Consider the following 22,646-nt stretch of genomic DNA (forward strand, 5'->3'; position numbering starts at 1 on the left):
AATCGACAGTAAGACCTAAAAAATATCGTTCTTATCGTGGAGAGACAGGTAAAACAGCCGATAATTATCTTAAAAGAGATTTTGAATCATCGAGACCGAATGAAAAATGGGTAACGGATGTCACAGAATTTAAGGTAAATGAACAGAAAATTTACCTATCGCCCATTATCGATTTATATAATCAAGAAGTAATCGCTTATAAAGTGGCTAAAAATGCACGTTTGACCTTGGTGACAGATATGCTTCAAAAAGGGATATCACGATTAAAACAGTATGAAAAACCGTTACTACATAGTGACCAAGGCTGGCAATATAGAAATCATCATTATCAGAAGCTACTAGCTAATAATGGCATCAAACAAAGTATGTCCAGAAAAGGAAATTGTTTAGATAATGCGGTAGCTGAAAACTTTTTTGGTCTATTAAAATCAGAAATGTATCATGGACAATGCTTTCAAGATGCAGATGAATTGATTGAAAAAATAGAAGAATATATAGAATACTACAACACCAAACGGATTAAAGCCAAATTAAAAGGCCTGACTCCGGTTGAATATCGAAATCAGGCCTTACAAGCCGCTTAATAAAAGTGTCCAACTTTATGGGGTCACTTCTGATATATGAGGAGGGTTTAATATGAAGTTATTGAAGTGAATAACTCAAATTTGAGTGATGGTTTTATCGTAACCCAAATATGGGGCACGGTATGAATAGCGTGATATGGTTAATGATTAACTAGCTTTAAATTGCGGTTACCTGATAGTGAGACATTTCCTTGGCTTGCTTGCTCGACAAAGTCACCCCACCAGTCAAGCATAATACGCTTTTGATGTTCATATTCTGCTTTGTTGTAGGCTCGCCTTACTGCGTTTTTATCTACATGCGATAATGCGCTTTCAATGACATCATAATTAAAGCCTTGTTCGTTTAAAGCGGTACTAGCTAAAGCTCTTAATCCATGCGCAACTAACTTATCTTTGTATCCCATGCGCTTTATTGCCATGTTAGCGGTTTGGCTACTCATTGGCTTGTTATAAGGCGGTCTTGCTGTTGGGAAAACAAACTCACTTTTATGATTAATAGATTTCATTATCTCAAGTATTTTTATTGCTTGCGGTGATAAGGGTATATTGTGTGGTCTATCCATTTTCATGCGTTCGGCAGGAATACTCCATAATTTTTTATCTAAATTAATTTCTTCCCACTTAGCCCCTACGGCTTCACTAGGTCGCGTTAATGTTAATAACTGCCATTCAATCACGCATCGAGTTTGTAGTTCAATATTTGCCATAGCCAGTGCTTGCATAAATTCGGGTAATTCAGTAGGGGGGATAGTTGGCTGATTTTTAACTTTTGGGCTATTAAAAACATCGGTAATTCTAGCGAGAGGGTTATTATCGATAATTCCCATATTGACAGCATAATACATTATTTCATTAATTCGCCGACAAACTCGCTTAACTGTTTCGTATTTATTGTTGTTATTTAATGGCTGTAGTGCATTAATTGCTTTAATAGCTGTTACTTGGTTAATGGGAATGTCTTTTATATATGGGAAAACATGATTCTCTAATGAGCGCCAAGCTTTTCTTAAGGTTTGTTCTTCTAATCCTTGTTCAGTTTTGAATTTAAACCATTTTTGAGCCATAGCATAAAAAGTATTATTGCTAGCTTCTTGTTGTAGTTGCTCTTGTTCTGCCTTATGTTCTTGAGGATCTATGCCTTGTTTAATTAATTCGCGTGCTTCGTCCCGTTGTTTTCGCGCTTGTTGTAGCGAAACTTCTGGATAACTTCCGAAGCTTATTAATGCCCCTTTTTTGGTATACGGGCGCGTATACTTAAAACGCCAAATCTTAGAGTTATTCGCTTTGATTAAAAGATACATACCGCCACCATCAAATAAAGAATAATCCTTATCTCTTGGTTTGGCTGCTTTTATTTGTGTGTCGGTTAATGGTAGAGTTTTTCTTGCCATAATGATTTTAGGTATACGGGTTTTAGGTATATTGTGTTCGTATACCTAAGCATATACCTAAAAATTCTGGCTGTAAATGTATCTTACTGGCGCTTAATGAATAACAAAATAGGTTTTAAGCCTTGTATTTGTTGGTTTTGATGTGTTTTAAAGGATTTAAAAGAATGTTAATGAATATTGAATTGGTGCCGTGGGCGGGACTTGAACCCGCATGCTCTTAGAGCACTACCCCCTCAAGATAGCGTGTCTACCAATTTCACCACCACGGCGCCGTTTTTATTCAGGAATATCTGATGTTGGATTTACTTGTCCAGGTTGAACAACGGGATCTGCTGTCGGAGTAATGCCACTTTCGCTTTGCTGAGTTGTTACCGGAGCAGTATCTTCGAGATTATCAAATTCACCAGTTGAGGTGATGTGAGCGCGACTACCTAAATTAGATAAAACAATACTTATCACAAAAAATAATATACCTAATAAAGTTGTTGTGCGAGTCAAAAAGTTCCCACTTCCGGATGAGCCAAATAAAGTTGCTGACGCACCCGCACCAAAAGAAGATCCCATATCGGCGCCTTTTCCTCGCTGAATTAAAACTAATACGATTATTGCTAGTGCAATGATCAAATAACTTATAATTAAAAGTCCGTACATTTCAACCTGTCAATTTTATGTTTTATACAACAGAATTTATTGAAGCGAAATATTAACGAAAGACAGAGCAACAAGCAAGTAAAATTTAAAGTATTGTTGGTATAATTTGAGTTTCGACGTTTTAAAACTATTATCAATATTAATTTTTATACAAAAAATTATATTCGTTTACTGTTTTTAATCGGTAGAGTAGTTGATTTATAGAAATTCTTTATTTTTAGATACAAAATAAAACTTTATTACACCAATTATGATCAAGTTACAGTAATAAATATCTTTTTAAATTAATATGTTCAAATGATTTGATTTAACAAATTGTTTTTCTAATCCATTTTAGATTCAATATTTGTTGGATTAAATTGTATGTTTTTTTAGAAAAACAGTATAATGACCGCTATTTTTATTTAGATCACACCTTAGTTTTATGAAATTTATTGTTAAACTCTTTCCTGAAATCACGATTAAAAGTGATTCCGTTCGTTTACGTTTTATCAAAATATTAACTAGTAATATTCGTAATATATTAAAACATCATATAGAAGATGTTGCTGTTATTCGTCATTGGGATTTTATTGAAGTTCGTCCAAAAATAGCAAATAGTGAAACCTTGATTCTAGAACTGCTAACCCGAATCCCTGGTATTCATCACATTCTAGCTGTCGATGAACTAACTTATGTCGATATGCATGATATTTTCGAAAAAGCTTTAAATTACTATGCCCCATTAATTGAAAATAAAACTTTTTGTGTAAGGGTTAAACGCAGAGGAAAGCATGATTTTACTTCAATTGATGTTGAACGTTACGTTGGTGGTGGACTTAATAAATATGTGCCTTCAGCTAAGGTAAAGCTAACACGCCCTGAGGTTACGGTTAATTTAGAAATTGACAATGATAAGTTATTACTTGTTAAAGGCCGACATGATGGTATTGGTGGTTTCCCGACAGGTACTCAAGAAGATGTTATCTCACTGATTTCTGGTGGATTTGACTCAGGGGTATCAAGTTATATGTTAATGCGACGAGGTAGCCGAGTTCATTATTGCTTTTTTAATCTTGGCGGAAAAACTCACGAAATTGGTGTAAAACAGATGGCTCACTATTTATGGGAACGTTTTGGAAGTTCACATAAAGTACGTTTTATTGCTATCAATTTTTCAGATGTCGTTGGTGAGATTTTGGAAAAAATTGATGATGGACAAATGGGTGTAGTCTTAAAAAGAATGATGATCCGTGCCGCATCTAAAATAGCTCAGCGTTATAATGTGCAAGCACTTGTGACAGGTGAAGCTCTTGGTCAAGTATCAAGTCAAACATTAACTAATTTACGCTTAATTGATAATGTTAGTGATACATTGATTTTACGCCCACTAATTACTCATGATAAAGAAACCATTATCAATCTTGCTCGACAAATCGGCACTGAAGATATTGCTAAAACCATGCCTGAATTTTGTGGTGTAATATCTAAAAGTCCTACTGTTAAAGCCATTAAAGAAAAAATTGAAGCAGAAGAGTTGAATTTTGATTTTTCAATACTTAATAAAGCTATAGAAGATGCAGAAAACATTGATATTCGTGAGATAGCTAAACAATCAGACACAACAATTCAACAGGTTGAGACTGTATCTATTCTTAATAACGATCATATTATTATTGATATTCGCCCTTCAGATGAACAAGAGGATGATCCTTTACTATTAGACGATAATGTTGAAATTAAATTAATTCCTTTTTATAAATTAGCTTCCCAGTTTGGTGATTTGGATCAAAGCAAGCAGTATTTGCTTTATTGCAACCGCGGAGTGATGAGTAAATTACAAGCTCTTTATCTTATTGATCAAGGATTTTCTAATGTTAAAGTATTAAAATTGTAGAACTTAACAATTATTTACTATATTGTTAGTATTGATAGTATTTTTTGCATATATAATAACTTGGTAAAGTGTGAAATCTTGATGTAATTCGATAAAAATAAATATGATAAATGAGTAAACAGAGGATTGTAATGAATAAATTACTTGTAGTGGATGATGATCCAGAAATTGCCTCGTTGTTATCCGAACTTCTTGAGCTAGAGGGATTTGAAGTTGAAACGGCGAATAATGGCGTGCAAGCTTTAGAAAAGTTTGATATGTCATTTGATTTGATTCTGCTCGATATAATGATGCCAGAAATGAATGGGTTAAATGTATTATCTCAACTTAGAAGCAAATTTACAGTCCCTGTTATTTTTTTGACGGCTAAAGATAATGAATATGATAAAATTATTGGGCTTGAACTTGGTGCTGATGATTATATTTTAAAGCCTTTCAATGATAGAGAACTCATAGCTAGAATCAACGCACTATTACGTAGAACCCGTTGGGATAATTTAGTTAACGAAACAGATGATCTTCCCCAACAGTATACAGTTGATAAGTTGGTATTAAATCGAAAACAGCAGTCAGTTTATTATGATAATAAATATATAGAATTAACGGGTACGGAATTTCAAGTATTACTTAAATTTCTCGAAAATGGTGGTAAAATCATATCTAGAGATACGTTGAGCGAAACAGTTTTAGGTAAGGAATTTATTCCACTTGCTCGTTCAATTGATGTACATGTATCTAATTTAAGAAAAAAACTACCTCCTCGTAGTGATGGTTTACCGTGGATTAAAACATTACGTTCTAAGGGTTATTTATTTGTTATTGATAGTAGTAATGATGATGTATAACAACATCAATATAGTTTTAAACTAGGTGTGATGATATGTGGATTTTTGATCGTTTAACTGTTCGAATTTTCACTATCTTCCTTCTAACGATAGCTTTTTTTTTGGCATTAATCATTTTATTACCAAATTTAGATTCTAGAAACTTAACTTACATTGCAAATAAAGAGCGCGAAACAGGCAATGAATTAGCTGAACAAATAGAAAAAGATCTATCTAATGTGCCTAAAGATAGCTTTAGGTGGTGGATGCGTTTTATTGTTGTAATGGATACTTACCAAAAATCGGGTCAATTTTTATTTATTGTAACTCCAAGTGGGCAATACATTACTGCCGATACCAAGAATATTGATTTAGTTAAAAACTTTAGCGAAATATCACATAACATTTCCGATCCTGCTAAAAAGATTTATGATTTTCAAGAGATTATAGGTCCATTCTTGGTTCATTATGCTGATGAACCGTATCAATTATATGTTTTACAACCAGCATCCGATGTTCAATCTCAATTTGTTAATTTACTTTTTGATCATCCTCTATTGTTATTAACATTAATGATGTTAATCAGTTCCCCTTTTTTATTATGGTTGTCATGGAGTATTGCTAAACCTGCGCGAAGATTAAAAAAAGCAGCAGATCAAGTTGCTAAAGGTAATTTACAAGAGTGGCCAGAGCTAGAAAAAATAGGTTCTACTGAATATAAAGCAACAGGCGCTAGCTTTAACCATATGTTAAGAGAACTTAAACGGATGCAAGAAGTACAACAACGCCTATTTTCCGATATTTCTCATGAATTACGTACTCCTTTAACACGTTTACAACTTGCTACTTCTTTATTACGACATAAACAAGGCGAAAGTAATGAAGTTATAAGGATCAATAATGAAGCATTAAAGCTTGATTCTATGATTGGTGATTTATTATCATTAGCAAGACAACAATATGATAATAATGAAATTCGTCAATTTAAGAAAATTAGTTCACTATTCAAACAAGTACTTGATAATGCGACATTTGAGGCAGAACAAATAGGGAAAAAGTTTTTAGTGACTAACCCTCCAACTAGTCATACTATTTTATGTTATCCTATGGCTTTATGTAGTGCTCTTGAAAATGTTATACGTAATGCATTCCGCTATTCTAATCATGAAATCGTTGTTAACTTTATTGCGCAGCAAAATCAGATAATAATCAGTATTGACGATGATGGAATTGGTGTCGCTGACAAGGAGCTTGAGCAAATTTTTAGACCATTTTATCGTACTAGTGAAGCGCGAGATCGTCAATCAGGAGGAACTGGTTTAGGGCTAGCTATTGTTGCTAATGCTATCATGCGAGATCATGGTAATGTTAAAGCAGAGAAAAGTCATCTTGGAGGACTTAGAATTGTGATAGTATTACCAATTCAAAAATATAAACAATAGAAGAGAAAGTATTGTGTCAAACATTGCGTTAAATATCGTTTTATTTGAGCCAGAAATTCCAGCTAATACAGGTAACATCATCCGTCTTTGTGCTAATACAGGTTTTAATTTGCATATTATAGAACCAATGGGGTTCTTTTGGGATGACAAAAAGCTGAGAAGAGCAGGTCTTGATTATCAAGAATTTGTCAACGTAACGCGTTATAAAAATCTTACTCATTTTTTAGAGGTAAACCAACTTGACCTAATTACGCAAGTTTATGCATTAACGACTAAAGGTCAAAAATCTCATAGTGAAGTGAATTTTAAATATAATGATTTTTTGATGTTTGGTCCCGAAACTAGAGGTTTACCAGCTTCAGTTCTTGATGCATTACCGCAAGATAAAAAGATTCGTATTCCTATGGTAGCTAATAGTCGAAGTATGAATTTATCTAACTCTGTTGCGGTTGTGGTTTATGAATCATGGCGCCAATTAAATTATTTTGGTGCAAAACAATTTAATTAATTCATTATTAACAATGAAGTGATCATAATTAATATAAATGATAAATTTGTTGTCATTGAATTAAATATAAGCCATTTGAAAACTAGTTTAAACAAAAAAAGAGGTTAATGTAACCTCTTTTTTTTGTTTAAAAATATAGCGGTATAAAACAACCATAATTATTTAACACGTGATACGTATTCACCTGAACGAGTATCCACTTTAAGCACTTCACCAATTTGCACGAATAATGGTACACGAACAACCGCACCAGTTGATAAAGTTGCTGGTTTTCCGCCTGTTCCTGCTGTATCACCTTTTAAGCCCGGATCGGTTTCAATAACTTCTAGTTCAACAAAATTTGGAGGTGTAACAGCGATAGGTTGACCATTCCACAATGTTAAGATACATTCAGCTTGATCAACTAACCATTTTGCATTATCACCAACGGCTTTAGCATCGGCAGATAGTTGTTCAAAAGTATCATTATTCATAAAATGCCAGAATTCACCATCTGTGTATAAATATGTTAAATTCATATCAACTACATCAGCGGCTTCAACTGATTCACCTGACTTAAAAGTTTTATCAACTGTTTTGCCTGAAAGTAGTTTTTTAATTTTTACTCGGTTAATTGCTTGTCCTTTACCAGGCTTATAAAATTCATTTTCAACAATTACACAAGGCTCGCCATCTTGCATTATTTTAAGACCAGCTTTAAACTCATTTGTACTATAAGATGCCATAAAAGCTCCAACTATCATTCTGAATTACAAAAATGAGTCATATTATACAGCAAAAAATTGAACTACCAAATAATAAAGATGAATGGATATTAGATCTAAACAATGTCGTGACAGATATCAAGGAACTTTATTCTTATTTAGAATTAGATCCTAATTCCATTTCAATCCCTATGTTACAAGCGAAAAAACAATTTCCGCTTCGTGTTCCTATGGCTTTTATAAATCGAATGAAAAAGGGCGATTATAAAGATCCATTGTTATTACAAGTTCTTTGCGATGATCATGAAATGATTCATGTAGATGGATACAGTAATGATCCTTTGGAGGAACAACAAAATACTATTCCAGGATTACTACATAAATATCATAATCGTGCTTTATTAATTACTAAAACGGCTTGTGCGATAAATTGTCGTTATTGTTTTAGACGACATTTTCCTTACCATGAAAACCAAGGAAATAAAAAGAATCTTAGTATTGCGCTTGATTATATCGCCAATCATCCAGAACTTGATGAAATTATCCTTTCTGGAGGAGATCCCTTAATGGCTAAAGATCATGAGATTGAATTTTTGATAAGAGAATTAGAAAAGATATCTTACATCAAACGGTTACGAATTCATACTCGTTTAGCTGTTGTTATACCATCAAGAATTACATCAGCAATTTGTCAGCTATTTGCTAAAAGCCGATTACAAATTATCATGGTTACTCATATCAATCATCCAAATGAAATTGATGAAAATGTAGCTAAAGCTATTTCACTATTAAAACATCAGGGTGTAACTGTGTTTAATCAAAGTGTTTTATTAAAAAATGTTAACGATAAAGCCGAAATATTAGCGCAACTAAGTAATAAGCTATTTGATATTGGCATTTTGCCTTATTATATCCATTTACTTGATAAGGTGCAGGGAGCTGCTCACTTTATGGTAAATGATGAAAAAGCCAAACAAATAATGAAACAACTAGCAGCTCAAGTTTCAGGATATTTAGTGCCTAAATTAGCTCGTGAAATAGGTGGTGAAAAAAGTAAGCGTGTCATTGCGTTTAGTGATTAAGAAATTTAATTTTCGTATCTCTTTTTTTGGAATTGTTTTTGATACACTATATCAATCTATAAAGAAGATAAATTAATCTAATAAACTATTATTTTGCCGATTATTTATCGATAATAAAGATTAAAATATACGCTTAAATTAATAGGGTATGTATCAGTTTTTTCTATAAATGTATCTTAATCAGATGTTAATGGATTTCTTAAAAATTTATCTGTTAAAATCTCATTGACGACAAAAGAAATAAACACTATAATTCCGACCTCTTTAATTAATGCTGTGGAGTTTACACTCTACAACCTTGTTGATAAATTAGATTTGGATATAAATCGTCATGAAACGCACATTTCAACCATCAGTATTAAAACGCAATAGAACTCACGGTTTCCGTGCTCGTATGGCAACAAAAAACGGTCGTCAAGTTCTTGCTCGCCGTCGTGCTAAAGGCCGTGTTCGTTTAACTGTTGCTAGCTGATTTAAAGTTGAGTGATTAAATTCACTTATCCTCGGGAGTTGCGATTGTTAACTCCCTTTGATTTCAGTTATGTTTTCCAAGAATCCATCAGAGCTGGATCTCCTTTTCTCACGCTTGTTTCACGTAGAAATAATTTAACGCATGCTCGTTTGGGATTTGCCATAGCTAAAAAGCAGGTAAAACGTGCCCATGAACGTAACCGTATCAAACGGCTTGTGAAAGAATATTTTCGTTATCATCAACATCAATTCCCTAATATTGATTTTATTCTGATGGCTAAATCTCCTGTTATTGACTTAAATAATCAACAAATAGTCGAGATATTCGATAAACTATGCCAACGAATCATAGCCAAACAAAAAATTTAAATAAAATAAAATTAATGATAAAAAGGCATGTTTGTGCATTTAATTTATTGATAATTAATATTTTTATTTTTTTTATTCGTATATATCAACGTATCCTTAGTCCTTTATTTGGTCCAAAGTGCCGTTTTACGCCGTCATGTTCACAATATGCTGTAATTGCATTAAGACGCTTTGGATTAATAAAAGGTGGTTGGCTAATGGTTAAACGTGTATTAAAATGTCACCCTTTACATGAAGGAGGAGAAGATTTTGTTCCTCCAAAAATTAAAACCAATAGAGAAAAACACTAATGGGATCTCAACGTAATATTTTAGTCATTGCTTTACTTTTTGTATCTTTTTTTATTTGGAAAGCATGGGAAGAAGATCATGCTCCTAAGCCGCCTGTGATTAACCAGTTAACACAACAGCTAGGTGAAGATAATACCGAGGTTGGTAAAACAATCACTGTAAAATCAGATGTATTATCACTTACTATCAATACTTATGGTGGCGATGTGCAATCTGCTCAATTATTAAAATATGATCAGACGCTTCATTCAGGTACGCCTTTCCAATTATTAACATCAACTCCTGATTTTGTTTATATTGCTGAAAGCGGTCTAACTGGTAAAGATGGCCCTGACAATGCAATTCAAGGATCAAAACGACCAGTATATCAAACAGAACAAACCGAATACGTATTAGCTGATGGACAAGATGAATTGCGTGTTCCATTGACTTATCAGGTTAATGGTGTTAGCTATACTAAATATTATATATTGCATCGCGGTAATTATGCTATTGATGTTCAATATGACATAAATAACCAAAGTGGAAGTCCTATTGATGTTTCGATGTATGGTCAATTAAAACAAACTATAGAGTTACCTAAAGGTACTGTGACTGAAGGTGGCGGAGGATTAGGCCTAAATGTTTTTCGTGGTGCAGCTTATTCTAGTTCTAAAACTAACTATAGCAAATATAGTTTTGATGATATAAAAGATAAAGCTTTAGATGTGAGTACCCAAACAGGTTGGGTTGCAATGCTACAACACTATTTTGTAACAGCATGGGTGCCAGCTCAGGATCAAAATAATTTATTTTATTCTCGAGCTACAGCTAATAAATCTCAAGCAACGATTGGTTTCAAAGGTGAATCAACTATTATTCAACCAGGTAATAGTCAAACTATTAGTGCAAAATTATGGTTGGGACCAGAAATTCAAAACCAATTGAAAGAGACTGCCAATCATCTTGATTTAACCGTAGATTATGGTTGGTTATGGTTCTTATCACAACCTCTATTTTATTTATTAAAATTTATTCATAGTTTTGTTGGTAACTGGGGCTTTGCAATTATTATTATTACTTTTATTGTCCGTGGTATTTTATTCCCATTAACACGTGCACAATATCGTTCAATGGCAAAAATGAAGCTATTACAACCTCGTATAGAAGCATTGAAAGAACGTTATGGTGATGATAAACAAAAAATGAGTGTGGAAACCATGGCGATTTATAAACAAGAAAAAGTAAATCCAATCGGTGGTTGTTTGCCAATATTTATCCAAATGCCAATTTTCTTATCATTATTCTATATGTTAAGTAATGCAGTTGAGTTACGTCATGCCCCATTTGCGTTTTGGATTTATGACTTATCCGCACAAGACCCTTATTATATTTTTCCTTTATTAATGGGTGGCACCATGTTCTTAATTCAGAAGATGTCTCCAACACCAGCAGTTGACCCATTACAGAAAAAATTAATGATTTATATGCCATTAATCTTTACAGTATTCTTCTTATGGTTTCCATCAGGTTTAGTTTTATACTATATCGTAAGTAACTTATTTACAATTGCCCAACAATACATCATTTATTGGGAACTTGAGAAAAAAGGACTTCACGAGAAGAAAAAGAAATAATATTGATAATAAAGGAGGTTAAGACCCTCCTTTTTCGTTGCTTTTGGTGTAAATTGATATGAATATACAACAACAAATAAATTTGAATGGTAATGAAACAGGTTATTGGTTTGTCAGTAAAAATGGACGACTATGGTTACCAAATGGTGAAGTTCCTGTTGGCGATGCCAGCCAATTAGGTTTTAAAAATCTAATTGCCCAACCTATTGGTGAGTGGAATGGGCAAACAGCTTGGCTTATTTGCCAAGAAATGAAAACAGCAATGAGTTCAATTCGCTCTTTGCTTGATAATAATGAACAATCATTATTTTATTTGGCTGGGCGAGCTGTTCAATTATCAGAGTTCTATCGTTCTCATAAATATTGTGGTTATTGTGGTCACGAAATGCATAATAGTACAACGGAATGGTGTTGTATGTGTCACAACTGTAATGAACGCTATTATCCACAAATTTCGCCATCTATTATTGTCGCTATCCGCAAACAAAATAAAATATTATTGGCAAAACATGTTAGACATAATCAAGATAGCTTATACACTGTTTTAGCTGGTTTTACTGAAATTGGTGAAACAATGGAAATGGCTGTTAAGAGAGAAGTATTTGAAGAAGCGAAAATAAAAATTAAAAATATTCGTTATATAGGATCGCAGCCTTGGCCGTTTCCTAATTCATTGATGATGGCTTATTTGGCAGATTATGAAAGTGGTGAAATTCAAGTAGATACTAGCGAATTAGTTGAAGCAAACTGGTACCATTATTCTCAGTTACCTAAGATTCCCGAATATGGGACCATTGCTCGGCGCTTAATTGAAGATACCATTATACTTTGCCGAGAATATGATGAATATGGTAATGATTAATCATATTCTCTTTAGTATTAAAAAAAATAAATCTATTGATATTCAATGGTTCTTATTAAATTAACGGTTTTTGACTCATTACCAGTCGTTACACAGATTGCTTTTGTCCAATCTCGGTTTTCATTATAATCAGAATAAGTACAAATTTCAGTTATTTCAATTTCTTGTTCGTTTTTGTTATTAATTATGATGTCACCATTCGATGATAGTTTAAATGATTTAGTGATAGTTTTTTCTAATTGATTATTATCATTGTAAATAATATCTTTTTCTTGTACTAACACAGGAAATTTGGTTTTTTCATTAACTGGAATATAAGCATTATATAAAATCATCTCAACTCGATCTTGTTCATAAATTATTTTGCTATTAAAAATAATATTATTTTCTGCAAAGTGAGATAAAGTTGTTTCTACTAAATGGCCTTGCTCATCAAATTCAGAAATAGCAACGATATCTCCATTACTATTTTTCATGCCAAGAATGTTTTTTGCATTGTCAAAGGTAATTCCATATTCATTTCTAGTTTCTTTCATCCCGTAAATGTATTTGGCTTTATCATAATTGATTTCACCATATAATCCATCTAAATTATAATTATCTACATAGCCTAGATTATTATAGTTAATTAATTTATTCGATGAACCTTCAATTTTTTGCTGTTTAAATAATTTGTTATCTGGTAATAATTCTGGTTCTGTATGAAAAAGATAACTGTTAATAACCGCAATTTGAGTTGGGTTTCTATTAGTTGTTTTTTTGTCATCACAACCACTAATTAATAATATACTGCTACATAAACTTATATTTAAAAGAGAAATATATTTTTTCATAACATTATCTTCCATTATTAGTATTATTGTTTAAAAATATTTAGAGTAGAACATCAAACTATAACTCATCATACTATGTTTACTGTTTTAATGACCTTTACACCAAATAGATAGTGCTTCACAATTCCAATTTATCATCATTTCACGCCATACAGCTCGCCATCGCCTTACGGTATTGTTCGTCAATTTTAGTTTTTTTTCTATTTGTGTATTGTCTTGCCCATCTATAAGTAAATCAATAAAGCTCAACCATAATTCAGATTTGGGTAAACGGTTTAGTTTAGTATTGCTTAAAAGATTAAAACTATGTCGACATCGTTTACACCGGTAACATGTTCGTTTGCCTATTTTGACCGTTTCTGTTGAGTTACAGTGTAAACAAGGGGGTGTTTGCGTATTAAGTAAAGTATTTATTTTTGATTTGATATAATTATGTTGTTCAATTAAGATTGGATTTAAGGTTGTCTGTTGTTTATTGATATACCATTTATATAATGATAAATAATGTAACTTTAAGTAATTAATTATAGCATGGTCACGGCGCATTATTTTCTCAGTTGAACAGTCAAATATATTTGCTATTGCCTGATAACTGTAATTTTTTATACGGCTAACAAAAATGGTTTCTAACCAATTAAAAGGCGTTAGACGGTTAAAAGGTGTATTCGTTGCTGCCGTAAAATATTTATAGCAAGCTTTACAACGGTAAGTGGTAGTTGGTTTTGAACGGATTAAATAAAATTCCTTTTTATCACAAAAAGGGCAAAACTCAACATGTTGTGAAGCTATTCTCTCTAAATCATTAAGAAAATCATTAAGCTCTTTATGTAATTCATTCGGTATGAGTTCATAAATCATTTTTCATTCCTTTGTTACTAATCTGATGAAATATTACCAAATTTTTACATAAACATATAGTTTTCCTGAAACTTTTTTACATGCTTTATGAAACACAGGTTGTTAATTTTATATTGGCATTAAATTATTTTAATTATTAATATTTCACAATTGATAGACAAAATAATTATGAAAAGAGTGATGCTATAAAATTCAAATCATGATAATAAAATTGAACTACCATTAGTCACTTGTGGAAACTTGAAAAAATTTTTATATTTAATAGCTAATTTTGTAAAAAAATAGAATGAATAAATCCAATAAAATAAATGAGGTCTTTTACTTTTTTAATAAATATCCCCACTATATAAATATGGGGATTTTTATTGTGAGTTCATTAAATCTTATTGTTTTTGAACTAACCATTCGGCTACTTGTTTAGCGAAATAAGTTAATATTCCATCTGCACCAGCACGTTTAAAGCAAAGTAAGGATTCCATGATTACGGATTGTTTATCTAACCAACCATTTTCAATTGCTGCGCACAGCATGGCATATTCGCCAGAAACTTGATAAGCAAATGTTGGAACGGCGAAGCTTTCTTTTACTCTTCTAACCATATCAAGATAAGGCATACCTGGTTTTACCATGACCATATCAGCCCCTTCGCTAAGATCTTGATAAATTTCTTGCAAAGCTTCATTACTGTTGGCGGGATCAAGTTGGTAAGTTTTTTTATTACCGCCTTTTATATTGGGAGCGGATCCAACGGCATCACGAAAAGGACCATAAAAACTTGAAGCATATTTAGCTGAATACGCCATGATTTGAGTGTTAACAAAATTATGCTTTTCTAACTCATCGCGAATTGCGCCGATGCGTCCATCCATCATATCACTTGGCGCGATAATATCTGCACCAGCTTGGGCTTGAATTAACGCTTGTTTAACAAGAATTTCGACAGATATATCATTTTGCACATAACCATGTTCATCAATAATACCATCTTGTCCGTGCGTTGTGTAAGGGTCAAGGGCTACGTCAGTTAGAATACCTAACTCAGGAATTTCTTTTTTTAATGCTCGAATCGCTTTGGGTACTAATCCATTTTCATTATAAGCTTCCTGTGCGAGTAATGATTTTTTTGCAGGTTCAATGGCTGGAAATAATGAAAGAACAGGGATACCTAGTTTAGCCACATATTCAGCTTCTTTTAATAGTATATCAATACTCATTCGATTAACGTTTGGCATGGATGAAACAGGTTCAGTGATATTGTTTCCTTCAACGATAAAAACAGGATAAATTAGATCATTAATCGTTAGCTGATTTTCTGCAACTAAACGGCGACTAAAATCATAAACACGATTGCGGCGTAAGCGGCGCTTGGGGTACTGACCGGTAATAAACGATGACATAAAAATACCTATCTATATTAATAAAAATGGTTTTATTATCTAATTGAGTAGGGAGATTAGCAAATTAATTTGTTATGATACAATAATTGGATATTTTACTTTACAACATATATCCATTAGAGGTAAAATTGCGCACTAATTTTTAGTCCTTTGTGATATTAAACAAATTTGAGGTGAGAGGCACATGCCAGTAATTAAAGTACGTGAAAATGAACCTTTCGATGTAGCATTACGTCGTTTTAAACGTTCTTGCGAAAAAGCAGGAGTTTTAGCTGAAGTTCGTAATCGTGAATTTTACGAAAAACCAACTACTATTCGTAAACGCGCAAAAGCAGCTGCTGTTAAACGTCATGCTAAAAAATTAGAAAGAGAAAACGCTCGTCGCACTCGTCTATATTAATATTTATACTAAAAGTTTAAATTGATATAAAATTCAATTTTATCTATTTTTATAAAAAATTTTTACAAGCCGTACATATATATACGGCTTGTTGTCTTTGCGTATAGTGCCAATATCGGTTGAATTATCATGAAAGGTCTTATTCCTCGCGATTTTATTTTAGACTTGATTGCTCGCACAAGTATACTTGATGTGATCAGCAAACGTGTCAAAATGAAAAAAAAGGGGAATAATTACTTTGGTTGTTGTCCTTTCCATGATGAGAAAACTGCCTCTTTTTCATTGAATGAAAAAAAACAGATCTATTATTGTTTTGGTTGTGGGGCATCTGGTTCGGTTGTAAATTTTTTAATGCAATATGAACGTTTGTCTTTTCCCGAAGCTATTGAAGAATTAGCTAGTATGCAAGGAATTCGAGTTCCTTATACGGATAATGAGAATAACCAAATAGATCAATCAAAACAGATTGAATCTCGAAATATTCGCCGTGATCTGTATACGTTAATGGCCAAAATAACCAATTTTTACCAACAGCAATTAGCATTATCAACCTCGATTGATGCACATAAATATCTAGAACAACGTGGGCTAAATACGGAAATTATAGCTAGGTATAAAATTGGTTACGCCCCTAATTCAAGCCAATTAGCTTTTCAAACTATTGTAAAGACAAAAAACGAAGCAGAGTTATATGATAAAGCAGGGATGTCAGTTAATAATGATAGAGGTAATCGATTCGATCGCTTTCGCGGGCGAATCATGTTCCCAATTCGTGATAGACAAGGTAATGTGATCGCCTTTGGGGGAAGAACTATCATTAATGACTCGGCAAAATATTTAAACTCACCAGAAACGCCTATTTTTCATAAAGGTTTTCAGTTATATGGACTTTATGAAGCTTTAGAAGCCAATCGTAATCCGAAACAATTAATAATTGTAGAGGGTTATATGGATGTTGTATCTCTGGCCCAATATGGTATTGATTATGCGGTAGCAGCTCTAGGGACAGCAACATCAGAAGAACATATTAAACTTCTATTTAGAGCTACAGATTCTGTTATCTTTTGTTATGATGGAGATAATGCAGGAAGGAATGCTGCTTGGCGAGCACTAAATGTTTTATTACCCTGCTTGATTGATGGTAAAGAGATAAGCTTTGCTTTTTTACCTCAAGATGAAGACCCAGATAGTTTTGTACGTAAAGTCGGTAAAACAGGTTTTGAAGATTACCTGAAAACCGCACCAAACCTGTCTAAATTTTTATTTGATGAATTATTAAAACAAGTTGATTTGAAAACACCGGAAGGGAAAGCTAAATTAAGTTCATTGGCGCTTCCTTTACTTGATCAAATAAAAGCAAAGGCTTTCCGATTAAATTTATTACAACAACTTGGGCGTTATTTAGGATTACTTGATTTGTCTCAAATAGAGCAATTGATGCAATCTAATCGCCAAAAATATGAAAGTAAGGTCCCAGAAACTGCACCAATAGCACAAATGAAGTTAACAACAATGCGTATTTTGATCGGTTTATTGCTTCAATGTCCTAATCTTGCGCAGCTTGTTTCCGATATTAATGCTATTGGTCAAGTGAAAATGGCTGGTATTGATATTTTTATTGAACTACTTGAATTATGCCAGCGCTATCCTAATATAACTACTGCACAAATATTAACTGAGTGTTTAGAAAGGCCGTTTTATAAGCAAATTAGTCGTTTATCAACCTGGGAGTTTCATTACCAAGATGATGATATAGAATCTATTTTTAAACATACTTTAAAAGAGTTATATGATAATATACTCGCCCAAAGACAAGATGAACTAATCGCAAAAGAGAGAGTCTCCGGCTTAAGTACCGCAGAGAAAAAAGAATTAGCGACATTAATACTTGTTTTATCAAAAAAAGACTAAATATATAGGGTATACGTAGATAACAGCTAATGTTCTACATATATAATATACACATGACCAAATAACTAAAAGTGGATACCTTTTATGGAGCAAAATTCTCAATCACAGCTAAAACTCCTAATTATTCGTGGTAAGGAGCTAGGATACCTAACCTATGCTGATGTCAACGATCACTTGCCTGAAGAGATTATTGATTCAGATCAGATTGAAGATATTATCCAAATGATTAATGATATGGGGATTCAAGTTCTTGAAGAAGCCCCTGATTCTGATGAGTTATTACTTTCAGATAATGTCCCTGATGAAGAAGCCGTTGAAGCAGCAACAGCATTAGTATTATCTAATGTTGAGTCAGAAATAGGTCGAACAACCGATCCTGTTCGTATGTATATGCGAGAAATGGGAGCGGTAGAACTTTTAACTCGTGAAGGTGAAATTGATATTGCCAAACGTATTGAAGATGGCATTAATCAGGTTCAAACTTCAGTGTCTGAATACCCAGAGGCGATTACTTATCTACTTGAGCAATATAACTTAGTCGAAAGTGGAGAAGTTCGTTTATCTGATTTAATTACCGGTTTTGTTGATCCAAATGCGGAAGAAGTAACAGAAGAATTACCTGAAGATTTGGAAGATAGTGAAACCGAGATCGAAATCGACGATAGTGACGATGAAAATGAAGATGAGGATGGTGATTCATCTGCAGATGAAGATGTTTCGATTGATCCTGAAGTAGCTAGAGCAAAATTTGCTGAATTACAAGAACAGCATAATAAAACTTCTGAAGCTATTAAAAAATATGGAAGAGGTCACAAAAAAGCACAAAAAGAGATCGAAAATTTATCAGAGATTTTCAAACAATTTCGTTTAGTTGCTAAACAGTTCGATATACTTGTCAACAATATGAGAAGTATGATGGATCGCGTAAGAGCACACGAACGTGTAATTATGAAGATCTGTGTTGAACAATGCAAAATGCCGAAAAAACAATTTATGAATTATTTCACTGGAAATGAAAATAACATGGATTGGTATAATAAAGCATTAACTTCGAAAAGTGCTTTTGCGGCTAATTTAAAAGATTTCGAGGAGCAAATTGCTGCACAAGTTAACTTGTTGCAACAAATTGAAACGGAAACTAATCTTTCTATTGAGCAAATTAAAGATATTAATCGTCGTATGTCTATTGGTGAAGCAAAAGCACGACGCGCTAAGAAAGAAATGGTTGAAGCAAACTTACGTTTAGTTATTTCTATAGCAAAAAAATACACTAACCGTGGATTACAGTTCTTAGATCTGATTCAAGAAGGCAATATAGGTCTAATGAAAGCTGTAGATAAGTTTGAATACCGTCGAGGTTATAAATTCTCAACTTATGCAACTTGGTGGATTAGACAAGCTATCACACGTTCAATTGCCGACCAAGCAAGAACAATTCGTATTCCAGTACATATGATTGAGACGATTAATAAGTTAAATCGTATTTCACGTCAAATGTTACAAGAAATTGGTCGCGAACCGACACCAGAAGAGTTATCCGAACGTATGCAAATGCCAGAAGATAAAATTCGTAAAGTGTTGAAGATTGCTAAAGAACCAATTTCAATGGAAACACCAGTTGGTGATGATGAAGATTCACATTTAGGTGACTTTATTGAAGATACCGCACTAGAGCAACCATTAGATGCAGCAACATCTGAAAGCTTGCGCAGTGCAACACGTGATATCTTATCTGGTTTAACACCACGCGAAGCAAAAGTATTACGTATGCGATTTGGTATTGATATGAATACCGATCATACGCTTGAAGAAGTTGGTAAACAATTTGATGTAACACGTGAACGTATTCGTCAAATTGAAGCTAAAGCGTTACGTAAATTACGTCATCCAAGTCGTTCGGATGTTCTTCGTAGCTTCTTAGAATAAGTATTCTTACACGTAAACTATATCGCCACTATTGTGGCGATTTTTTTAGCAAAAAAGATTGGTAACTATGAATATACTCCAACGTTTGAAGATTGATCCATTCTTATTGACTTTAATTTGTGTTGTTATTACTGCAAGTATTTTGCCTTGTAAGGGACAAACTAAAATATACTTTGAGCACCTTACAACTTTTGCCATTGGATTGTTATTTTTTATGCATGGCGCTAAACTTTCTTTTCAATCTATTATTATTGGCATAAAAAATTGGCGATTACATTTGTTAATATTTGCAACGACCTTTGTGGTTTTTCCTATCTTAGGCGTTATGATGCAATTTTTAGTGCCAACTTTTTTATCGCAAGAATTTTATTTAGGCTTTGTGTACCTTTGTGTTTTACCTGCAACAGTACAATCAGCAATAGCATTTACTTCGATAGCAAGAGGTAATGTAGCTGCTGCAATTTGTAGTGCCTCAGCATCAACATTATTGGGTGTTTTTATTACTCCTATTTTAGTTGGGTTACTAATGAATACTCAAGCTGTTGCTTCAATGGATATAGTCGATGCAATTACCTCAATAATGTTAAAATTGATGTTACCTTTTATTATTGGTCATTTATCGCGTCGCTTTATAATAAAATGGATAGAAAAATACAAAAATATCATTTCTAAAACTGATCGTTTATCAATTTTATTAGTGGTTTATGTTGCTTTTAGTGATGCAGTTATTAATGGCATTTGGGCACAAGTTGGCCTTTTATCGTTATTAAACATAATATTTTTCTCAATTGTATTATTAGTTATTGTTTTATTGATCACGACCTATAGTGCAAGACTATTTGGTTTTAGCAAAGAAGATGAAATTACAATCGTATTTTGTGGTTCAAAAAAAAGTTTAGCTAGTGGTATTCCCATGGCCGGTGTTATTTTTCCAATGTCAATTATGGGGATTATGATTTTACCTTTAATGATCTTTCATCAGATTCAATTAATGATCTGTGCTTTTTTAGCTGCCCGCTATGCTAAACGAAAAATGTAAAATTTGTTTTGCTCATTATCCTATTCTAAAGGATAATAGTATCGTTAATTAACAACAGAAAGATCTATTATGTTTCATCTATTTTCTGATTTAGAATTTTCAACTATTGTATTATTAGTCTTTGCATTGTTATTTGTACTTTTTTACGAGGCTATAAATGGATTTCATGATACAGCCAATGCTGTTGCAACGGTTATTTATACCAGAGCATTGAAAGAGCAACTTGCCGTTTTTATGGCAGGAGTGTTTAATTTCTTCGGTGTGTTGCTTGGTGGTCTTAGTGTTGCTTATGCGATTGTGCACTTATTACCAACCGATTTATTACTCAATGTAAGTTCTACACATGGGCTTGCAATGGTATTTTCTATTTTATTCGCAGCAATTATTTGGAATTTAGGAACTTGGTATGTTGGCATCCCTGCATCAAGTTCTCATACCTTAATTGGTTCCATTATTGGTGTAGCACTTGCTAATGCATTTATTATGGATACATCAATTATTGATGCGCTTAATATTCCAAAGATGATTCAAATCTTTTTATCATTAATTATTTCACCAGTAATTGGTCTTGTTGTTGCTGGTTTAATGATTTTTTTACTACGTAAATATTGGACACGTAAAAGTCAAAGCAAAAAAAGTAGTAAAAAAAGAGAACGTATTTTCATGACACCAGAGCAGCGTGAAAAACTCTATGGTAAGAAAAAACCTCCATTTTGGATTCGCATAATGCTTATTATATCAGCAGCCGGTGTTAGCTTTTCACATGGCGCTAACGATGGGCAAAAAGGAATTGGTTTATTAATGTTAGTGCTAATGGGCATTGCTCCCGCAGGTTTTATTGTTAATATGAGTGCTTCAACTTATGATATTACCAATACTCGCAATGCTATCCACAATATTGAAGACTATTTTGTTACTCATAATCAAGATTTAACGACTGTAATTGGCTCTCAATCTACAGTTGACTCTAACGTGTCTATCAGCGATTTAAATCAATATCATTGTGATTATTCGCGTTCTTTTATTACATTAAATATTGCTAATAATCTATTTAATAAAATGAATGATTATGAATCTCTTACTGTTGAGCAACGCTCACAAGCTAGGCGTATTCTACTTTGCTTGTCCGATACTGTTTCACATGTTGCTAAACAACCAAATGTTTCGTCAGAAGATAAACAATATTTAAATTCGGTCAATAAGGACTTACTTAAAACAATTGAATATGCACCTATTTGGATCATCATCTCAGTGGCTTCAGCGCTTGCTATTGGTACTATGATTGGATGGCGTCGAGTTGCTGTTACCATTGGTGAAAAAATTGGTAAAAAAGGGATGACTTATGCTCAAGGTGTTTCGGCGCAAATTACCACAGCACTTTCAATTGGTATTGCTAGCTATACGGGTATGCCAGTATCAACTACTCAAGTCCTTTCATCATCGGTGGCTGGAACAATGATTGTTGATGGTGGTGGTGTACAAAGCAAAACAATTAAAAATATTGCATTAACATGGATTTTGACATTGCCGATTTCAATTTTGTTATCTGGGTCACTTTTTTGGCTTGCTCAAAAATTAATTTAGTAGTAAAAAGAGAGTATAAATTCAAAAT

22 protein-coding genes and 1 tRNA gene are annotated in these 22,646 nt (G+C 33.0%); 16 read left to right on the top strand and 7 right to left on the bottom strand.

Going from position 1 to position 22,646, the window contains the following annotated elements; all coding sequences use genetic code 11:
• Nucleotides 1-584 (top strand): IS3 family transposase (locus H3T96_RS01195; RefSeq protein WP_144091800.1); only part of this gene is annotated, 584 nt, incomplete at its 5' end.
• A gap of 140 nt (nt 585-724) precedes the next feature.
• Here H3T96_RS01195 and H3T96_RS01200 read toward each other — a convergent pair.
• The 3 genes from H3T96_RS01200 to secG all read right to left on the bottom strand — a co-directional run bounded on the left by H3T96_RS01200 (nt 725) and on the right by secG (nt 2,626).
• A complete protein-coding gene (locus H3T96_RS01200) occupies nt 725-1,975 on the bottom strand; it encodes an integrase domain-containing protein (RefSeq protein ID WP_144091801.1) in 1,251 nt (416 codons plus the stop codon).
• 183 nt (nt 1,976-2,158) lie between these two features.
• Nucleotides 2,159-2,244: transfer RNA gene (locus H3T96_RS01205), tRNA-Leu, on the bottom strand.
• Nucleotides 2,245-2,251: 7 nt separating this feature from the next.
• Complete coding sequence (gene secG / locus H3T96_RS01210; RefSeq protein WP_144091802.1) at nt 2,252-2,626, bottom strand: preprotein translocase subunit SecG; 375 nt, start codon at nt 2,624-2,626, stop codon at nt 2,252-2,254.
• 424 nt (nt 2,627-3,050) lie between these two features.
• On the opposite strand from secG, the gene thiI reads away from it, so the two are divergent.
• The 4 genes from thiI to trmL all read left to right on the top strand — a co-directional run bounded on the left by thiI (nt 3,051) and on the right by trmL (nt 7,276).
• Complete coding sequence (gene thiI, locus H3T96_RS01215) at nt 3,051-4,502, top strand: tRNA uracil 4-sulfurtransferase ThiI (RefSeq protein ID WP_086326977.1); 1,452 nt, start codon at nt 3,051-3,053, stop codon at nt 4,500-4,502.
• A 131-nt stretch (nt 4,503-4,633) separates the two neighbouring features.
• Entirely contained in the window at nt 4,634-5,347 is a 714-nt protein-coding gene (locus H3T96_RS01220) for a response regulator (protein ID WP_086326978.1), read from the top strand.
• Nucleotides 5,348-5,388: 41 nt separating this feature from the next.
• Nucleotides 5,389-6,768, top strand: coding sequence for an envelope stress sensor histidine kinase CpxA (gene cpxA / locus H3T96_RS01225; protein ID WP_086326979.1), 1,380 nt, complete (start codon nt 5,389-5,391; stop codon nt 6,766-6,768).
• 22 nt (nt 6,769-6,790) lie between these two features.
• Nucleotides 6,791-7,276 carry a tRNA (uridine(34)/cytosine(34)/5-carboxymethylaminomethyluridine(34)-2'-O)-methyltransferase TrmL gene (trmL, locus tag H3T96_RS01230; RefSeq protein WP_086326980.1) on the top strand — a complete coding sequence of 162 codons (486 nt, stop codon included), beginning with the start codon at nt 6,791-6,793 and terminating at the stop codon, nt 7,274-7,276.
• A 158-nt stretch (nt 7,277-7,434) separates the two neighbouring features.
• On the opposite strand, the gene efp is transcribed toward trmL, so the two are convergent.
• Entirely contained in the window at nt 7,435-8,001 is a 567-nt protein-coding gene (efp, locus tag H3T96_RS01235) for an elongation factor P (RefSeq protein ID WP_034882790.1), read from the bottom strand.
• Between the two features lie 32 nt (nt 8,002-8,033).
• On the opposite strand from efp, the gene epmB reads away from it, so the two are divergent.
• The 6 genes from epmB (at nt 8,034) to nudC (ending at nt 12,670) form a co-directional block, all read left to right on the top strand.
• Nucleotides 8,034-9,062: an EF-P beta-lysylation protein EpmB gene (gene epmB, locus H3T96_RS01240; RefSeq protein WP_144091803.1), complete on the top strand. Its 1,029-nt coding sequence runs from the start codon at nt 8,034-8,036 to the stop codon at nt 9,060-9,062.
• A 331-nt stretch (nt 9,063-9,393) separates the two neighbouring features.
• Nucleotides 9,394-9,534: a 50S ribosomal protein L34 gene (gene rpmH, locus H3T96_RS01245; protein WP_025314679.1), complete on the top strand. Its 141-nt coding sequence runs from the start codon at nt 9,394-9,396 to the stop codon at nt 9,532-9,534.
• Nucleotides 9,535-9,545: 11 nt separating this feature from the next.
• The gene (gene rnpA / locus H3T96_RS01250; protein WP_086327145.1) at nt 9,546-9,902 is read left to right on the top strand and encodes a ribonuclease P protein component; all 357 of its coding nucleotides are present in this window, start codon (nt 9,546-9,548) and stop codon (nt 9,900-9,902) included.
• Between the two features lie 47 nt (nt 9,903-9,949).
• On the top strand, nt 9,950-10,192 hold the full coding sequence (yidD, locus tag H3T96_RS01255; RefSeq protein WP_232356405.1) for a membrane protein insertion efficiency factor YidD: 243 nt from the start codon (nt 9,950-9,952) through the stop codon (nt 10,190-10,192).
• The gene (gene yidC, locus H3T96_RS01260) at nt 10,192-11,808 is read left to right on the top strand and encodes a membrane protein insertase YidC (protein ID WP_144091804.1); all 1,617 of its coding nucleotides are present in this window, start codon (nt 10,192-10,194) and stop codon (nt 11,806-11,808) included. The genes yidD and yidC overlap by 1 nt, the downstream gene beginning before the upstream one ends.
• Before the next feature lie 58 nt (nt 11,809-11,866).
• On the top strand, nt 11,867-12,670 hold the full coding sequence (gene nudC, locus H3T96_RS01265) for an NAD(+) diphosphatase (RefSeq protein WP_144091805.1): 804 nt from the start codon (nt 11,867-11,869) through the stop codon (nt 12,668-12,670).
• 32 nt (nt 12,671-12,702) lie between these two features.
• On the opposite strand, the gene H3T96_RS01270 is transcribed toward nudC, so the two are convergent.
• The 3 genes from H3T96_RS01270 to hemB form a co-directional block, all read right to left on the bottom strand.
• Nucleotides 12,703-13,503 carry a hypothetical protein gene (locus H3T96_RS01270; RefSeq protein WP_144091806.1) on the bottom strand — a complete coding sequence of 267 codons (801 nt, stop codon included), beginning with the start codon at nt 13,501-13,503 and terminating at the stop codon, nt 12,703-12,705.
• Nucleotides 13,504-13,590: 87 nt separating this feature from the next.
• Nucleotides 13,591-14,361 carry an IS1 family transposase gene (locus H3T96_RS01275; RefSeq protein WP_144091807.1) on the bottom strand — a complete coding sequence of 257 codons (771 nt, stop codon included), beginning with the start codon at nt 14,359-14,361 and terminating at the stop codon, nt 13,591-13,593.
• 383 nt (nt 14,362-14,744) lie between these two features.
• A complete protein-coding gene (gene hemB / locus H3T96_RS01280) occupies nt 14,745-15,758 on the bottom strand; it encodes a porphobilinogen synthase (RefSeq protein ID WP_086327644.1) in 1,014 nt (337 codons plus the stop codon).
• 184 nt (nt 15,759-15,942) lie between these two features.
• On the opposite strand from hemB, the gene rpsU reads away from it, so the two are divergent.
• The 5 genes from rpsU (at nt 15,943) to pitA (ending at nt 22,618) form a co-directional block, all read left to right on the top strand.
• Complete coding sequence (gene rpsU, locus H3T96_RS01285; RefSeq protein WP_034882800.1) at nt 15,943-16,158, top strand: 30S ribosomal protein S21; 216 nt, start codon at nt 15,943-15,945, stop codon at nt 16,156-16,158.
• Nucleotides 16,159-16,287: 129 nt separating this feature from the next.
• Entirely contained in the window at nt 16,288-18,069 is a 1,782-nt protein-coding gene (dnaG, locus tag H3T96_RS01290; RefSeq protein ID WP_086326792.1) for a DNA primase, read from the top strand.
• Between the two features lie 84 nt (nt 18,070-18,153).
• Nucleotides 18,154-19,995, top strand: coding sequence for an RNA polymerase sigma factor RpoD (gene rpoD, locus H3T96_RS01295; RefSeq protein WP_065737728.1), 1,842 nt, complete (start codon nt 18,154-18,156; stop codon nt 19,993-19,995).
• A gap of 67 nt (nt 19,996-20,062) precedes the next feature.
• The gene (locus H3T96_RS01300; protein ID WP_086326793.1) at nt 20,063-21,034 is read left to right on the top strand and encodes a bile acid:sodium symporter family protein; all 972 of its coding nucleotides are present in this window, start codon (nt 20,063-20,065) and stop codon (nt 21,032-21,034) included.
• 69 nt (nt 21,035-21,103) lie between these two features.
• Complete coding sequence (gene pitA, locus H3T96_RS01305) at nt 21,104-22,618, top strand: inorganic phosphate transporter PitA (protein ID WP_086326794.1); 1,515 nt, start codon at nt 21,104-21,106, stop codon at nt 22,616-22,618.
• Nucleotides 22,619-22,646: the final 28 nt, after the last annotated feature.

Origin of the sequence: Gilliamella sp. W8136 (genome assembly GCF_016101285.1) — a bacterium.
Lineage (GTDB): Bacteria > Pseudomonadota > Gammaproteobacteria > Enterobacterales > Orbaceae > Gilliamella > Gilliamella apicola_N.

Excerpts from the sequence above, each read along its gene's own strand:
- thiI (WP_086326977.1), top strand. The coding sequence starts at position 3,051 with ATGAAATTTATTGTTAAACTCTTTCCTGAAATCACGATTAAAAGTGAT.
- H3T96_RS01220 (WP_086326978.1), top strand. The coding sequence starts at position 4,634 with ATGAATAAATTACTTGTAGTGGATGATGATCCAGAAATTGCCTCGTTG.
- dnaG (WP_086326792.1), top strand. The coding sequence starts at position 16,288 with ATGAAAGGTCTTATTCCTCGCGATTTTATTTTAGACTTGATTGCTCGC.
- rpoD (WP_065737728.1), top strand. The coding sequence starts at position 18,154 with ATGGAGCAAAATTCTCAATCACAGCTAAAACTCCTAATTATTCGTGGT.
- epmB (WP_144091803.1), top strand. The coding sequence starts at position 8,034 with ATGAGTCATATTATACAGCAAAAAATTGAACTACCAAATAATAAAGAT.
- H3T96_RS01270 (WP_144091806.1), bottom strand. The coding sequence starts at position 13,503 with ATGAAAAAATATATTTCTCTTTTAAATATAAGTTTATGTAGCAGTATA.
- nudC (WP_144091805.1), top strand. The coding sequence starts at position 11,867 with ATGAATATACAACAACAAATAAATTTGAATGGTAATGAAACAGGTTAT.
- yidC (WP_144091804.1), top strand. The coding sequence starts at position 10,192 with ATGGGATCTCAACGTAATATTTTAGTCATTGCTTTACTTTTTGTATCT.
- H3T96_RS01200 (WP_144091801.1), bottom strand. The coding sequence starts at position 1,975 with ATGGCAAGAAAAACTCTACCATTAACCGACACACAAATAAAAGCAGCC.
- secG (WP_144091802.1), bottom strand. The coding sequence starts at position 2,626 with ATGTACGGACTTTTAATTATAAGTTATTTGATCATTGCACTAGCAATA.
- H3T96_RS01300 (WP_086326793.1), top strand. The coding sequence starts at position 20,063 with ATGAATATACTCCAACGTTTGAAGATTGATCCATTCTTATTGACTTTA.
- H3T96_RS01275 (WP_144091807.1), bottom strand. The coding sequence starts at position 14,361 with ATGATTTATGAACTCATACCGAATGAATTACATAAAGAGCTTAATGAT.
- efp (WP_034882790.1), bottom strand. The coding sequence starts at position 8,001 with ATGGCATCTTATAGTACAAATGAGTTTAAAGCTGGTCTTAAAATAATG.
- rpsU (WP_034882800.1), top strand. The coding sequence starts at position 15,943 with ATGCCAGTAATTAAAGTACGTGAAAATGAACCTTTCGATGTAGCATTA.
- hemB (WP_086327644.1), bottom strand. The coding sequence starts at position 15,758 with ATGTCATCGTTTATTACCGGTCAGTACCCCAAGCGCCGCTTACGCCGC.
- rpmH (WP_025314679.1), top strand. The coding sequence starts at position 9,394 with ATGAAACGCACATTTCAACCATCAGTATTAAAACGCAATAGAACTCAC.
- pitA (WP_086326794.1), top strand. The coding sequence starts at position 21,104 with ATGTTTCATCTATTTTCTGATTTAGAATTTTCAACTATTGTATTATTA.